Annotated in this window: 16 protein-coding genes; 12 read left to right on the top strand and 4 right to left on the bottom strand. The window is 36.3% G+C overall.

What is annotated here, in order from left to right; translation table 11 throughout:
* Positions 1-27 precede the first annotated feature (27 nt).
* The 3 genes from HUE98_RS07345 to HUE98_RS07355 all read left to right on the top strand — a co-directional run bounded on the left by HUE98_RS07345 (position 28) and on the right by HUE98_RS07355 (position 2,138).
* Positions 28-816 carry an amidohydrolase family protein gene (locus tag HUE98_RS07345; protein WP_241423198.1) on the top strand — a complete coding sequence of 263 codons (789 nt, stop codon included), beginning with the start codon at positions 28-30 and terminating at the stop codon, positions 814-816.
* Between the two features lie 133 nt (positions 817-949).
* The gene (locus HUE98_RS07350; protein ID WP_241423199.1) at positions 950-1,630 is read left to right on the top strand and encodes an Hsp20/alpha crystallin family protein; all 681 of its coding nucleotides are present in this window, start codon (positions 950-952) and stop codon (positions 1,628-1,630) included.
* Between the two features lie 49 nt (positions 1,631-1,679).
* Positions 1,680-2,138: an Hsp20/alpha crystallin family protein gene (locus HUE98_RS07355; protein ID WP_241423200.1), complete on the top strand. Its 459-nt coding sequence runs from the start codon at positions 1,680-1,682 to the stop codon at positions 2,136-2,138.
* A gap of 337 nt (positions 2,139-2,475) precedes the next feature.
* Here the strand turns inward: HUE98_RS07355 and HUE98_RS07360 are convergent, their stop codons facing one another.
* Positions 2,476-3,477 (bottom strand): SDH family Clp fold serine proteinase, encoded by a 1,002-nt coding sequence (locus tag HUE98_RS07360; RefSeq protein WP_241423201.1) that lies wholly within the window; start codon positions 3,475-3,477, stop codon positions 2,476-2,478.
* Positions 3,478-3,734: 257 nt separating this feature from the next.
* Here HUE98_RS07360 and HUE98_RS07365 point away from each other — a divergent pair, with 257 nt between their 5' ends.
* The 9 genes from HUE98_RS07365 to HUE98_RS07405 all read left to right on the top strand — a co-directional run bounded on the left by HUE98_RS07365 (position 3,735) and on the right by HUE98_RS07405 (position 12,211).
* Positions 3,735-5,627 (top strand): diguanylate cyclase, encoded by a 1,893-nt coding sequence (locus HUE98_RS07365; protein WP_241423202.1) that lies wholly within the window; start codon positions 3,735-3,737, stop codon positions 5,625-5,627.
* A gap of 65 nt (positions 5,628-5,692) precedes the next feature.
* Positions 5,693-6,436 (top strand): LiaF domain-containing protein, encoded by a 744-nt coding sequence (locus HUE98_RS07370; RefSeq protein WP_241423203.1) that lies wholly within the window; start codon positions 5,693-5,695, stop codon positions 6,434-6,436.
* Between the two features lie 140 nt (positions 6,437-6,576).
* Positions 6,577-7,152, top strand: coding sequence for a nitroreductase family protein (locus tag HUE98_RS07375; protein WP_241423204.1), 576 nt, complete (start codon positions 6,577-6,579; stop codon positions 7,150-7,152).
* A gap of 10 nt (positions 7,153-7,162) precedes the next feature.
* Complete coding sequence (locus HUE98_RS07380) at positions 7,163-7,780, top strand: poly-gamma-glutamate hydrolase family protein (protein WP_241423205.1); 618 nt, start codon at positions 7,163-7,165, stop codon at positions 7,778-7,780.
* 17 nt (positions 7,781-7,797) lie between these two features.
* Positions 7,798-9,039, top strand: a complete 1,242-nt coding sequence (locus HUE98_RS07385; RefSeq protein ID WP_241423206.1) for a BaiN/RdsA family NAD(P)/FAD-dependent oxidoreductase — start codon at positions 7,798-7,800, stop codon at positions 9,037-9,039.
* Positions 9,040-9,281: 242 nt separating this feature from the next.
* Complete coding sequence (rd, locus tag HUE98_RS07390; RefSeq protein ID WP_241423207.1) at positions 9,282-9,446, top strand: rubredoxin; 165 nt, start codon at positions 9,282-9,284, stop codon at positions 9,444-9,446.
* A gap of 72 nt (positions 9,447-9,518) precedes the next feature.
* Positions 9,519-9,677 (top strand): rubredoxin, encoded by a 159-nt coding sequence (gene rd, locus HUE98_RS07395; RefSeq protein WP_241423208.1) that lies wholly within the window; start codon positions 9,519-9,521, stop codon positions 9,675-9,677.
* Between the two features lie 73 nt (positions 9,678-9,750).
* Positions 9,751-10,416: a TlpA family protein disulfide reductase gene (locus tag HUE98_RS07400; protein ID WP_241423209.1), complete on the top strand. Its 666-nt coding sequence runs from the start codon at positions 9,751-9,753 to the stop codon at positions 10,414-10,416.
* Between the two features lie 367 nt (positions 10,417-10,783).
* Positions 10,784-12,211 carry a bifunctional diguanylate cyclase/phosphohydrolase gene (locus HUE98_RS07405; protein ID WP_241423210.1) on the top strand — a complete coding sequence of 476 codons (1,428 nt, stop codon included), beginning with the start codon at positions 10,784-10,786 and terminating at the stop codon, positions 12,209-12,211.
* Between the two features lie 88 nt (positions 12,212-12,299).
* Here HUE98_RS07405 and HUE98_RS07410 read toward each other — a convergent pair whose 3' ends face one another.
* The 3 genes from HUE98_RS07410 to HUE98_RS07420 form a co-directional block, all read right to left on the bottom strand.
* Positions 12,300-13,214, bottom strand: coding sequence for a hypothetical protein (locus HUE98_RS07410; protein ID WP_241423211.1), 915 nt, complete (start codon positions 13,212-13,214; stop codon positions 12,300-12,302).
* Positions 13,215-13,401: 187 nt separating this feature from the next.
* Positions 13,402-13,818: a response regulator gene (locus HUE98_RS07415; RefSeq protein WP_241423212.1), complete on the bottom strand. Its 417-nt coding sequence runs from the start codon at positions 13,816-13,818 to the stop codon at positions 13,402-13,404.
* A complete protein-coding gene (locus HUE98_RS07420; protein WP_241423213.1) occupies positions 13,811-15,817 on the bottom strand; it encodes a two-component system sensor histidine kinase NtrB in 2,007 nt (668 codons plus the stop codon). Before HUE98_RS07420 ends, HUE98_RS07415 begins: the two co-directional genes overlap by 8 nt.
* Positions 15,818-15,819 lie beyond the last annotated feature (2 nt).

Here is a 15,819-nt window from a genome sequence, read left to right on the forward strand (position 1 = left end):
ATAAATAAGAGGAAGGTTTTTAAAAATATGATTATTGATTTCCATACCCACTGTTTTCCTGATGATATGGCTATCAAAGTAGTACCTCATCTTGCGAAGGCAGCAGGAATTAAGCCTTTTTTAAATGGCACCCTAACTGGTTTGAAAGAATCAATGAAAGTGGCAGGGATAGACTTCTGTGTAATACAAAACATTGCTACTAAACCCAGTCAGACGCCTATTATTAATGATTGGGCAGCTAAAGTACAGGGTAATGGGATTATTTCTTTTGGGTCTATTCATCCGGATTATCCCCACTGGGAAGATGAGCTAATCCGAATTAAAGACTTTGGGATTAAAGGCTTAAAATTTCATCCGGATTATCAGAGATTCTTTATTGATGATGAAAAAATGTTTAAACTATACGAAAGAATATTTGAGCTGGATTTAATTGTTCTTTTTCATGCTGGATTGGATATTGGGCTGGATCCTCCTTATCACTGCACTCCCGATAGATTGTTAAAGATTATGGAGATGTTTCCCGGAGGGAAAATTGTAGCAGCCCATATGGGAGGTTATGATTACTGGGATCAAGTGGAATGTCTTTTGGTAGGGAAAGATATTTATATTGATACCTCATATAGCTTTAATGATTTAGGCCCTGAAAAAATGTTAAGGTTGATTGAGCTTCATGGCACTGATAAGGTATTGTTTGCCACCGACTCTCCCTGGACGGAACAACAGGTGGAAGCAACAAATATTACCAACCTTAAGCTCACCATTCAAGATAAAAAGAAAATTATGGGGGAAAACGCTGCAAAGTTATTAAGTATATAAAAACATTTTTAACTTAATTGGAAAATAGAGGTGTTAACCTCTATTTTTTTTGTATAATATTTGAGCCCAAAGACATAATAAAAATGGGTGAAAGCAAAATAATTACAATAACTATATTATCAGGAGGTAAAAAATGTATATTACAAACACTAATCCATGGCAGAGCAGCAGTTTCCCAACACAATCTTTTCTTCCCCTTCAATCTGCATTCTCTTCGATCCAACCATGGCAGACCAGTTCCTTTGTTCAAGCTTATCCAAATTCCCAGTTCAGCCCTCAGGCACAGGGATATAATGTTCCACTGCAGACCGGCGCAGTAAGTATTACTCCCTGGAGCAACAGTTTTCAAATGGGGGGCATCATTCCTCAGGTACCCATCAGCTATGCTTCATTTAATCCCAACATTGGTTGGCAGCAGGGCTCAAATGCTATGATGGGTCAGATTAATCCCCAAATTAGCAGCTCTATGATGCATCAGCAAATGGGTATTAGTTCAGGAATCAGGTCTTCATCTGGTATGGCTCAGCCCAGAGTAGAACTGGCTGAAACCAACAGTGACGTAATTGTTACTGCTGAACTGCCTAATGTTGATCCCAACAATATCTACCTTACAGTAACCGATGATTCACTGAGCATTTCTGCTCTGTCACAAATGAGTGGAATGAGCAGTAGCCTTCACAGGACCGTTGCTCTACCCACCAGCGTAAAATCGGAGCATCTTGATGTCAGTTATTCAAATGGTACTTTAGAGTGCCGTCTTCCCAAGTCAGATTTTTCAGCCCGAAGAAGGGTTAAAGTAAACGTTACCGGCTAAATAACAAGTTTTGCTTTCACCCAATTTACTTAAAAGAGGATGTGATATTATGTACCACATACAGGGTTATCCACCTTATCATCAATTTTTGGGTCAAGAAGGGTCGGTTCCCCGAATGGAAACACAGATCCCCTCCATTGATGTGATAGAGACAAAAGGGGAGGTCATCTACATAATTGATGTGCCTGGAGCTGATTCTAACATGATAAACGTAGATATAAATAACGATACTCTTATGGTAGAAGGAACGGTTGATTATGGCTTGGGCACAGAAGAAATAAACTATTTATATAGGGAAAGACATCATAACAGCAGTTACAAGCGTATCATGTTTATTCCTCCTGAAGTTCAAAAAGAGCAGGCCCAGGCAAATGTAGCTAATGGTATATTAACAGTAAGATTTCCTAAAATTAATGAAGGAAGACGTTTAAACATTAATCAGCACCATCAGTCCCAGCCTCAGTCAAGCCAACAGATGGCATATCAGCAGCATAATAATTATTCTTAAAACACAAACACACACATATATATAGCTGCTGATTGGAACTTCCTATGTCTTAAGGTTCATAACCTGAGTAGTTACCTTTTTATAAGTAATTTGAGTAAAACCAGGTAATTAATTACCTGGTTTTACTCATGGGAACTGCTCCAGTCCTGTTCATTGACTATGGTAATGCTATTTTCTGAGTTGAGGTTTGGAAGAGAATTTTCAATTTCAGTATAGATTGATGGGACAAAGCTGGTGGTGTTATTTAATTTTCGATAACGGGTAATATTTTTGGAAAGGAGAGGAGCCAGTCGTTGATTGGTTTTCTTTTTTTTTACAGATATAAGAACCACTCCTTTTAATTATTATACAATCTCCACCCCTGGCGGAGCATTTCAAACTTAATTTGAGCATTATCATGTTTGGGACGGGTATGGCGGGTAACTCTTCCCTCAAAAATAAAGGCGTGCTGTTGTTCGATGCTTTCAATAATTCCGCCGGTAGCTTCAAAATCTACCTGTTGTTCGTGTTCTTTCATTAGGACTGCAGGATTAAATGGTTCAGAAAGTTGTAATTCATTTTCATAGTTTTCATAAAGAGTCCAGGCTAAAGATTCAAGTTTTTCATTAGGTTCGACAACGTGAAGTTTTATATATTTTTGTGCTTCGTATCGGGAGATCATGTGATTATGGGCATAAAGTTTTTCCGTCAGGTTGTCAATGATCTCTTTGATGTGTTCAGGGGATCTTTCCCGGGAGTGCAGTTCCAATAGCTTTTCAGCTAGAGAACGGATTAAAGAATAATTTCGATGTACGTTTCCCAGGGCCAAAGGGTGAACCTTTTTGGACAGTCTTAAAAAAATTTGAGCCATATGTTCGTCTTCTTTAATTAATGCTTTTTCTCGAGCCAGGTTCAGAAATGATGAGACATCCTCTACACTGACCGGAATTTTAGCCGTTTTATTATAGGGGTCTTCCGGGTTAAAAGCATTGGCAACACTGGGGTCGATAGGACTTAGTTCACTCATTTTACCCATAATAATATCGTCTGCACCCAGGCAGATTAAAGTTCCTGCACTGTAACCGCGAAAGGGAAGAAGAACAGAAAAATGGCTGCAATATTCCCTAATCAAGTTTACCAATCTCCAAGGGGTCAACACATCTCCCCCCCGGGTGTAAAGAAAAAGGCAAAGATTTTTCTGATGTTTTAATTTTTCTAAATGTTGGTAAAAAATTCTTATTACATCCGGGGCAATCCTGGTGCTGAGATTTTCTCTATCTCCCGTTACATAACAGATTATAGAGGCGTTCAATTCTTCTTGGATTTGATTGATTAAATTTATTCTATTACTACGCTCCATGTTTTCACCTGCCTATCTCTATTATTCCCGGGATAAGTAGGTTTATAACATTTTAGTCTTTTTACATAGCTTGAAAGTAAAATAACAAAATAATCTTATAATATTAAAAGAATATTATGATAATTAAAACTATTTTTTAGATTCTAATTGTAGAAAGAATATCCAGGTGTTATAATTTTAAGATAATAGCGTTTGAGTTAGGATAAAAAGGTGATACTGTTAAAAAATTATACTTTATGGACCCGGGAGGAACAGAGATGCCTTTGAAGAATAAGTATAAACTGCTAATTATTTTATTTATTATGGTTCCATCATTTGTTCTTATTGTATTGACAAATTTTTTTATGAAAAGGATGGCATACCTGGAAGCTTACGATAAAATGAATATTATGATGACCCGGACCAATGCTATTCATGAATACATAAACCAGGTGGCAAGGCCGGTTATTTTTGAGTTGATGGATGAATACGAGGTCTCAGAAACTTATTTTCGGCCGGAAATCATGTCTTCAACGTATGCAGTTAGAGAAATCAATAAAATATTTAATGAGAGAATTGATGAGAATTACTATTTTAAAGAAATAGCCGATTTCCCTAGAAATCCTGAAAATCAAGCAGATGATTATGAGAAAGAGATTTTACAATTATTTAATCTGAGTTCAGATATTACGGTACATACGAGAGTTATGGAAAGAAATGGTGTAACCAACTTTGTGTACATAAAAAAAGGCGAAGTGCTTGAAGAAAATTGTCTCAGATGCCACAGTGTTCCGGAGAAAGCTCCTCAAGGTTTACTGGATATTTATGGTGAGAACAGGGGTTTTCACAAGACAGTGGGAGAAATAGTTTCAGCTCAATCCGTAGCAATTCCCTTGTCTGAAGCCTATGCTACAGCCAACAGATTCAGCATGTTAATGGCAGTTATTGCCCTGATTGTAGTTTTTTTGGCTTCATTTATATTCTCAAGAGTTACAGAAACAGACATATTTCTAAGACTGGACCAGCTAAACCAGTATTTTTCCGGAATTTTAACAGGAAAGCAGAGAATTGGAGAAAGATTTCTTAAAACAAAGAATGATGAACTAGGAGATCTTTTTAAAAATTTTAACCGAATGTCTCTAACTATTAAAAATTACGAAAATTTATTGGAGAAGGAAAGGGACAAGTTGAAGGAACAGGTAGATATAAAAACCCATGATCTGGAACAAAAATTTATTGAATTACAAAAACTGCATAAAGTAGCCAACTGCCTTGCTCAAGAAAAGAACGAACAAAGTGTTTATAGACTTACTCTTGAGGCAGTTGAAGAGATAATGGGTTATAGGTATTCTCTAATAAGCATCATGGAAGATAATAATGTTAGTGTAAAAATGTTTTCCTCCCACTTTGAATCAAATGACATTAATTGTCTGGTAGAACCTCTAGAATTAAAAGCTAATGAAACCTTTAATTCAGGAGAAACGACCATAAATTATTACAGCTCAACAGATCTTTTAAATAATAGATATAGAGTTTTAATTAATACTCCGTTAGAGAGTATAGGTGTGCTGCAAATTTTATTGTTAGAGGAGAGGGGATTTACCGATGATCAGGCATATATGATTGAGCTTACAGCTGGTTATGCCGGGGAAACTATAAAAAGAATTCGGATGGACAAGATACTTTGGGAACAGGCGGTTAAGGATGGTCTTACCGGGTTGTATAACCGTAACTTTTTTAATGAAGTGATCGTAAACGAAATATATCGTTCTGAGAGGGATAAAAAGGTTATCGGTTTAATAATGGTTGATATAAACCGTTTTAAAGAGGTGAATGATCGGTATGGTCATGTTACTGGAGATCTTATCCTTAAGGAGGTAGCAATTTTATTACAAGAAACTCTAAGAAAGAACGATTGGGTGGTTCGCTTCGGGGGAGATGAGTATTTAATAGTTTTACCTAATTGTAAATCTGCCAAGGCGGTAAAGGATAAAATAGAAAAAGCCGTACAGGATTGGAACCATAATAATAATATTTTAGATTTTGATCTGACCTTGGCTATAGGAACCGCTCAATTTATTCCGGGTTCAAGTAAAAGGATTGAAGAGGTTTTAAAAATTGCGGATGAGAATATGTATATTGACAAAAAATTAAAATACCAGTCTAAATGATGAGAATAAATGATAAAATAATATTTAGAGGTTTTATATGCCAAAATAGACAGGAGGAGAATAAGTTGAGGTTTCTAAATACACGATTTACTATCGGAATTCTTATTGTATTTATAGGTGTTTCGGCAATGCTTAATGCTTTGGAAATAGCTACTATTAATATTGGGGGTTTAATAAAAACGTATTGGCCTGTTATTTTAATTCTCTGGGGTTTGAATTCTTTAATGGATTATTTTCGTGGTTCCGGAGAAGAGGAAACCAGGGTGCTGCGGTCTCTGGGGGAGCTGGTATCGGGTTTGATTGTCCTGGCATTGGGAGTATTATTTTTAGGAGGAAATCTGGATCTTATAGGAGTAGATTTTAGACTATTTTGGAAGCTGTTCTGGCCGGTGATTATTATTATTTTTGGAATCAGTATGATCCGAGGAAGAGTACCAAAAGAAGGTGGAAAAAACCATTGGGCTTTCATGGGGGGCATTGAAATGGGAAAGAGTTCATTTAAGCTGCAGAGTGGAACCTATTTTGCTGTCATGGGTGGTATTGACCTTGATTTAAATAAAGCAGAAATACCTGAAGGGGAAACGGTTTTAGACTTGACTGCAATCATGGGAGGTATTGACATTATTGTTCCCAGAGATCTGCCTATAATTTGTGAAGGAACAACTCTACTTGGAGGGATAGATTTTTTAAAGGAGTCCACCGGAGGAATAATATCAACTAAAAAAATGGAATATCGTCCGGGAAATAATCAACCAAGGATCCGTTTTGTGGTTAGGACCCTTATGGGTGGAGTAAGCATTAAACATTAACCATGATTCAAAACTACCGTGTTTGTTTTTTATCCTGAGGCCACTGTGAATATACGGAATCAATCTAACCAAAACTAAATGAATAATCATTTTTTTAAAAGACAAAAAGATTTAAAATGGTATGGGAGAGGAGTATAGATATGATTCGTGAATTGGTCTTACAAAACAGAAGTATACGTCGATTTAAAGAAGAATTTTTGATTGAATCTGAAACTCTTAGGGAACTGGTTGACCTGGCCAGGCTTACTCCTTCGGCCAGGAATATGCAGCCTTTGAAGTATATATTAAGCAGTGATCCTAAAACAAACTCCATTATTTTTTCTGCCCTGGGTTGGGCAGGCTATCTTAAAGACTGGAATGGTCCGGAAAAAGGGGAAAGGCCCTCAGCATATATAATTATTTTAGGAGACAAGAATGTAACTGATAATTATTGGTGTGATCATGGTATTACGGCACAGACAATTCTTTTGGGAGCGGTGGAAAAAGGGCTGGCAGGCTGTATGATTGGCACCATAGACCGGGAGATCCTTTATGAGGGGCTGAGTATTCCTAAGGATTATGACATTTTGCTGGTTCTGGCTCTGGGAAAACCGGCAGAACAGATTGTGTTGGAGGAGAAAAATAAAAATGGAGACATTAAATACTGGCGGGATGACCAGGGGATTCATCATGTACCTAAAAGGCCTTTAGAGGAATTAATAGTTAAAGCGTATTAAAGGGGAGGGGATGAATGAAGAAATGTCAGGTTTTCCTCTTTCTGGTTCTAATAGTCAGGACTGTGAAATCATATGTAGGAAAGTTATAAGTTCCCCTTTTGCTATAATAGCACCCCACGGTGGTGGAATTGAGCCGGGGACCAGTGAACTGGCTGAAAGCATCGCCCATAAGGGATATCATCTATACTGTTTTTTGGGGAAACGCTATGCAAATAATCAAGATCTTCATGTGAAAAGCACTTTTTTTGATGAACCCGAGGCTCTGGAGCTTTTGGCAGAGGTTGAGGTCTGCCTGGCCTTGCACGGCTGTGAAGGGGATGAAGAGCTGATTTACATTGGGGGGCTGAATAATAAGCTTATATTACTCACTACATGTATGTTGCTCCAGCATGGTTTCCAGGTTAAAGATGCTCCCAAAGCTTTGGCGGCTAAATCTCCAAAAAACATATGCAACCGCTGCTTGGGAAAAAAAGGCCTGCAGTTGGAGCTGTCTTATGGATTGAGGAAAAGCATGTTTGAAAATGTAGATCGGCGACAAGGAAGAGAAAAGGTCACTCAGGTTTTTTACCGGTTTGTGGAAGCGGTGGATAAAGCGTTGAGGGGGTACAGACAGATTTTTTTTAATTAATGATTTAGGAGGCATTTATGGATGTAATTGTGATTGGTGGTGGGGCATCTGGTATGATGGCAGCTGGGAAAGCTGCAGAATATGGTTTGAATGTAGTGCTATTGGAGAAAAAGCCGGATCTGGGCAGAAAACTGCTGATTACCGGAAAAGGCAGGTGTAATATCACCAATGCAGCTGAAAGGGATATTCTCTTACAGGAGATAAATTCTAATCCTAAATTTTTATATGCTTCATTTAACCTTTTTGATAATCAAGATATGATTAGCTTTATGGAAAGCAGAGGCGTAAAAACTGCGGTTGAACGGGGAGAACGGGTATTCCCTCAGTCGGGAAGATCCAAAGATGTGCTGGAAGCTTTTATTAATTATATAAAAGAAAAAAAAGTGACGGTGAGAACAGCGGAAAAAGCACAGAAAGTATTAATTGAGGGCTCTTCGGTCAAAGGGGTAAAGACAGATAAAGAAAATTTATTCAGCAAAAGGGTAATTTTAGCCGCCGGTGGTTCTTCTTATCCGGTGACCGGTTCTACTGGAGACGGTTATAAGATGGCTAAGGAGGTAGGTCACACTATTATATCTTTACGTCCGGGCTTGGTACCTTTGGAGATAATAGAAAAATGGGCTGTTGAATTACAGGGGCTTTCTTTGAAAAATGTCAATCTGGAGGCCATTGCCGGAGGAAAAAGTCTGGGCAGCCAGTTTGGAGAGATGCTTTTTACTCATTTTGGTATCTCAGGCCCCATTGTCCTTACATTAAGTAATGCTGTTGCCGACAACTTAACTAAAAAAAGTAAAGTTACGCTGGTACTGGATTTAAAACCTGCTTTAACTTTAGAACAACTGGACTTGAGACTTCAGAGGGATTTTGAAAAATATTCCAGAAAGAACTATAAAAATAGTCTAAAAGAACTTTTACCGCAGAAAATGATACCTGTTATTATTAAACTCAGCGGCATTCCAGAGGATAAACCGGTTAATCAGTTATCCCGGGAGGAAAGAGCAGGGTTGGCAGGATTACTGAAAAGATTAGAAATGCGAGTAAAAAGAGTTAGGCCTCTAGAGGAGGCCATCGTTACTCGGGGTGGAGTCAAGGTCCAGGAGGTAAATCCAAAAACATTAGAATCTAAATTGATTTCTGGACTTTATTTTTCCGGAGAGGTTTTGGATATTGATGCAAATACAGGGGGATACAATCTCCAGTGTGCTTTTTCTACCGGATATGCTGCCGGTAAAGCTGCCGCAGAGTCCTGTAGAAAATAATATTAAGTGTTTCTTTGTTTAGACATTTTACTGCTAAAAATCTGAGGGATGAATCTTGTTATTTTATTAGCTAGTTAAAATTATAACATAATAAGTATTATTAAAAAAAATTAATAGTTACATATTGTAAAAACAGAAGGAGAATCTTTTTTTCTGTCAAATAATAATTAAAATGAAACATTGATATTAAGCCAATTTCATCAAGATCGTCATAGTATACGTTAAAAAATAGGGAGGTGGTTATGTCGGAGAAATATAAATGTAAAATTTGTAATTATATCTATATGCCTAAATTGGGTGACCCTGATAACGGTATAGAACCTGGAACTTCATTTGAAAAGCTGCCCGATGATTGGGTCTGTCCTGTTTGTGGAGCAGGTAAGGGACAATTTACTTTATTTGAGTAATAAAAGTCAGTAATCGGTAGAAATAGATGGCATGATATAAGGTAGGGAATAATTAATCAGGAGGTGTTTTTATTGGATAAATATGAATGTGAAATTTGTGGATATGTTTATGACCCTGAAGCAGGGGATCCGGATAATGATATAAACCCTAAAACCTCATTTGAAGACCTGCCCGATGATTGGGTTTGCCCCATTTGTAGTGCGGGAAAAGAAGATTTTATAAAAATTTAGGTAAGATGTAAGGGAGTGTCTATTAGACACTCCCTTACGATAATTATTTTTTTTTAGGAGGTTACGTTCCACTATGGCATCCAAGAAATTTATGAAATACAACAAAAATCTTATTTTGAATTCTGTTCTGGGTGCTGTGTTATTAATTTGTTTTATATTCTTCCTAACTGCATGTGGATTTCTTACCAATAATAATGGAATAGAAGAGTTTGATGAGCCCCAGCAACCGGATCAGTTTATAAAAAAAGACGATTTTCATATGCAGTTGGAACGGGAAGAAGTCATAGAAACTGCTCCCCAAACAGGCTGCTTTGCCCCTGGGTTTACCCTAACTGATCTGGACGGGAATGATTGGAGTTTAGAGGATTTCTGTGGTCATAGCTTGATTGTTATGTTCTGGGATACAATTTGTTCACCCTGTATTGAAGATATGAATCTATTGGAGGAGTTAAATACTTCTGATGAGCGTATTACGGTAATCGCTATTAATGTTAGAGAGCAGCAAGAAGTTGTTAAAAGCTTTGCGCAGAAAAAAGGATATTCTTTCCAAATACTATTAGACACTAAAGGAGAGGTTTTTAAACAACAATATTTACTGAAAGAGGTTCCGGTTACCATCGCCATTAATTCTCGAGGGGAAATTACTTTTATTCAAAAAGGCCCTATGGGGAAAGATAATTTAGAAATGCTGCGGAGAAGTGCCCTGGAGATGATGGAACTATACCCAATTATAAAATGAAGCATTCCACTGCCGAAAGGTCATTTCGGCTAAAAATATTCGCAAATGGTATCCTTTTTTCTTGAGCCATAAGGCTTTTTTTTTTTTTACATTAAAGTATTTTTGCAGAAAAAAACGTAAAATCAAATATATTAATAGAACCTTAGTAGGTAAACCATGGATGGGTATAGAAGTATATAAAATATTAATAAAAATTAATAAAAACAGTATTTACTATATTTTAAACATTTTTATTTAAAGAATGTGAGGTTAGTGTGATTTGTTTTTTAATGAATTTTTTTTAAATAAAAGATTTAAGTTATTTACGCTTATAACTGTTTTGTTGTTATGTATAGTTATCACTAGTTATATAAATCTACAATTGGGAATGGAAGTAGTATATACTCATTTATTTTATATCCCCCTGGTGCTGTCGGGAATATGGTTTTACAGAAAAGCCTTATGGACTGCCGCTTTCTTAAGTTTTTTTCATATTTCTGCTAATATTTTATTTCAAGGTACTATTTTATCCAGTACTATAATTCGTAGTGTTATGTTTTTTCTAATTGCTTTCATGGTTGGTTATCTTACGGAAAAAAAGGATGAAGCAGAAAATATACTGCTAAATATAAAAGGTGAGCTGGAGGAAAAAATTATTGAAAGAACGCGGGAGTTGGAAAGTGTCAATAGTCAACTGCAGCAGGAATTATTAAGGCGAAAACAGGAAGAAGAAACTTTAAAAAATGATATTACGGATCTTAAACAAACTGAAGAACAGCTTATTTATCTAAGCTATCATGATAGTATGACCGGTCTTTATAATAGAACCTTTTTTGAGGAAGAATTAAAGCGGGTGGATAACGGGCAACAACTGCCTTTAAGCATCATTATGGGCGATGTAAATGGCTTAAAGCTGGTTAATGATGCCTTTGGCCATGATCAAGGGGATAAACTGCTTAAAAAATTAGCTAATATATTGAAAAGTTCATGTCGTCAAGGGGATGTTATTTCCCGATGGGGTGGGGATGAGTTTGCAGTACTCTTGACTAATACTGATGAGAGCACCGCTAATAGAATTTCTAACCGAATAAGGAAGTCCTGTAGTGAAGCTGCTGCCGATCCCATTCAGTTAAGCATTTCTTTAGGAGTTGCTACTAAAGAAAAGCTTTCTCAGGAAATTTATATGGTTATCAAAGAAGCTGAGAATAAAATGTACAAATATAAATTAATGGACAGCAAAAATATTCGTAGTTCTGTTGTTTTTTTCTTACTTGAAACCTTAAAGGAAAGAACGTATGAAACTGAAGAACATATTCTCAACATTCAAAATTTCGCCTTAAAAATGGGAAATCTCCTTAATTTACCGGAAAAGGTTTTGGAGAATCTTACACTGTTGGCGGAACTGCATGACATTGGAAAGATAGCTATCTCAGATAGTATATTAAGAAACATTGGTAATCTTTCTGATGAAGAGTTTGAAATTATGTGCAAGCATCCAGAAACAGGTTATAGAATTTCAAATTTTTCTCCTGGTTTGGCCCACATTAGTGAAGCTATTTTAGCTCATCATGAAAGATGGGACGGAATGGGTTATCCTCAGGGTCTTAAAAGAGAGGAAATTCCCTTGATTTCAAGGATAATTGCTATTTGCGATTATTATGATGTTATAACCAGGGGTAATAATTTCGAGAAAGCATTAAGTAAAGAAGAAGCTTTTGAGGAAATTTTAATGAGTTCCGGCAGCAAGTTTGATCCTGAACTGGTAGATATTTTCCTTTCAATCTTAAACTCAAGCTGTCTAGTGCAAGCAAAATAAATAATATCACTGGAAAAACAAATTCCTCGGAAGGTCCGGTAATAAATATTATGTTAAGTAGCGGGAAAAAAAGGCAAAAACAAAGGGGCTACTCTAATTCATCATTTATCTGAATTAATTCTTCCATAACAATAGCAGCTTTTATATCAATAAGCCCAACATCTTGTGTGTCTAGGGCTCTTTGAAGATTGTTTAATGCTGTGTCAAGATCTTCAACGTTATAATTTTCTAAATCCCTTGTCACAACTAGACTTTGTTCTTTCATATAGGTTAGGCTTTCTTGAGCTTCTTCATAATTATCAACTGCTGCACTGAGGACGATATTTCTTGTGTGGTATTTCAATTCATTTACTGTGGAAATAGTGTTTTCTGCAAAGGGAACCATAAATTTTGATAAATAATTAGTAAGCTCATTTGCTTCAGTCAAAGTACCGAAGTGATTTTGTTCTGAGCTAAATAAGGTTAAACCCTCTAAAGATTCTTCAAAAGAGTTTATTGTATCTGTGTACATATTTTCCTGGATAAGTTTAGGTTCCAATTCATTCCACTGGTAATGAACTTCAGTTATATTTGTTTTAATATTATCCCAGATTTCTTCGGTATTTGTGGGTAGTTGATTATTTTCTCCACCATCGTTTTCTTCATCCAGTTCCCTTTGTAACACTTCACCTAAAATAGTTTTTTCAAAAGTTATCTCCACTTCCTGGCCTTCCTCACCCTCTGATTCCTGATTTTCCTGTTCATCAGATTGCTGATTCCCTGATTCAGCACCTTCACCGGACTGTTGAGAAACTAAGGTTACTAATGGAATTAAATCAGCCTCATGCATAATTTCTAATAAGGCAGATTCTATTTCCTCTACTTCCTCTGGCATCTCAATTTCGTTCTGGGTATTTTCCCCTGAGTTTTCTTCTTCAGAACCACATCCAGGGATTCTACATCCGGCAATTAATAGTATTAAGATCAGTAATGTGAGGAAAAATGTTTTTTTCTTAAACAGCATACTATCACCTCAGATATAGTATATCCGGTCTTTTAAAAGAGAATACAAATATCATGAACCCTTTCACAGGATGCTGATATTTTCGCTTACGCCATCGTGGAACTAAGAAGCCCCCATTTCTTAAGTGGTGGGGGCATATCATAAAACTCTAAATTTCATTCTGATTTTTCTACTTCCTTATAATTCCCTAATTACTTGCAATAATTGTTTTTTTCCTATACCCAATATTCAAGGCTTGTCCTTCACTTAAAATATCTTTTATTTTTTTTAAGAATTCACTTATATTAAAGGGTTTTTCAATAACACCTGCTACATAGTGAAAATCATCTATCTTCTCTTTAATTACCTCGCTGTAGCCGGTGATAAAAAGAATTTTAGTATAACTACAGATATCTGGTATTTTTTTGGCTACGTCTAAACCATTCATTGTCCCAAGCTTTACATCTAAGATGGCTAAATGAGGTTTATGTTCTTTAATAAGACCAAGTCCTTCGGGACCTGTCCCGGCTGCCCGATGAGAGATATTTTCCAGGGAGAGTATTTCCTGCAAAATCCATCTTACATTATCATCGTCATCAATTAAAACAACATCAATATCAGTCATTTGTTAACACCCTTTCTATTGATTTATATATAGGGAAAATAATCTTTACACTAGTCCCCTGTCCAACTTTACTTTCTATAAAAAGCTTACCTCCCATATTTTTAACAATAGAGGATGAAACAGAAAGACCTAAGCCACTTCCCTCGGGCTTAGTTGTAAAAAAAGGTCTGAATATATTATCTAAGATATCCTTTGGAATTCCTGGACCGTTATCCTTAATGGTCACCCAAGTAATACTATCATTGAAATCCTGATATATTTCAAGCCTCCCTCCTTCTTTCATTGCTTCTATTGAGTTTTTGGCAATATTTAACAACACCTGTTTCAGGCTGTTTTTATTACCTTTTATCAAGGGTAAACTATCTGAAACCTGGTGTATTACAAAGTCTATGTCATAGAGGTACGCTTCACTTTTAAGCAGTGACTTTATTTCATTAACTATCTGTGTGAGATCTACAGACTCAAGGTTTTCCTGGCTGCTGGGTTTACAAACATTCATAAAATCAGTTAGGATATTGTTCATTCTTTCCAGTTCACTGTTTAACATGTTAAGGACTTCTTTTTGTTTTTCCTTGTCCTTGACCATTTCAAAGAACTGAATAGCAGCGGTTGCTGCTGCCATGGGATTGCGAATTTCATGAGCCAGGCCAGCGGCCACCTGTCCTGCGGTGGCCAGCCTTTCCCACTCCTGCAGCTGCCTGGAAATATTTACATTGTCTGTAATATCCTCAATCACTAATATAGTCCCCATAATCCTGCCATCTTCATTAAGTAGAGGAATTATATCCCAGTTTAAATATAGAGATATATGTTCATCTCCCAGAATTGAATTTTGTTTAATAAAAGAGTTACCGTATTGGATAGCATCATGAACAGCAGTTTCCATAGAGCGGGAGAGTTTCTTCCCAAGCAAAGTTTCACCAAAAGGTAATGCTATTCCTATTTTATTAAATGTATTCTTAGCTGACTCATTTATCAATGCCAACTGGCCTTTTTGGTTAGTAACTACAATTCCATGGCGTATAGAATTAAGGATGGTGCCCATTCTTTGAAGCAGTACCTGATATAAAGAGTCAAACTCCAAAGCAATGGTTAACTGCCTTTGAAAAGCGGAAAGGGCTACTTCTACATTATTATTTCTTGGATTTACTACTCCGATAGAAGCACAGTAAAGTCCATCTATTTGCTTAAACGTGTTTTTTATTTTTAGGTCAGGGTCTAAAATCTTTTTCCCCCACTTATTTTGTAATTGAGTTTTCTTTTGCTTTTTAATGGTAGACTTCCAGTCCTGCTCCAACCTTTGAAGGAACTCATTAGTATTTCCTTTATGTGTTGTAATACTTTTATCGTACTTTCGGTGGGTAAAGACCCATGAACTATCGGCATCAAATAAAATTATAAGAGTATTAGTTATTAAATCCTGAATAGTATTCAGCTCAAAATTGTCCGGTGTTAGAAGGCTAACTGTAAGCTTGTTTATTTCTTCTACCGCAGCTAAGAGCATCATCTGATGCCCAAGTTTTGATGTTTCGTTTAATGCCCCCACTAATCTGGTGTAAAAATTTTCCACGTAATTAATGGTTTCTTTTAATTCTTCTAAACTTAAGAAATTTAGTTTTTGCCACATAAATTCATTATCTGGGATATCAAAAGTTTTCATCATTCTTTTTAGTTTATCAGATGAATGAGGATCATTTTTATCTAAAATTCCTCCCAAAATAATGCTAACGTTTCCAAGATTAATAAATCCTACAGGTAAACCAAGAGGATCATAGAGTATTTTACTGCTCTTCTCATCCTTAAATCTGGTAAGGTTAAGAAAAAAATCATGGTAGGCATATATTAAATCTTTGTTATTGTTTAACTCTGAAAAGGAATGTTCAGGATAAATGGTTACTGGTTTTCCTTGGGAGTCAATTAATACAACCGTAATATTTAACATTCCGGCAATAGAATCATGAAAGTTATTCCATTTTGGGGCGGTTATAAATTCTATCATTA

The sequence above is a fragment of the Candidatus Contubernalis alkalaceticus genome (assembly GCF_022558445.1).
Lineage (GTDB): Bacteria > Bacillota > Dethiobacteria > SKNC01 > SKNC01 > Contubernalis > Contubernalis alkaliaceticus.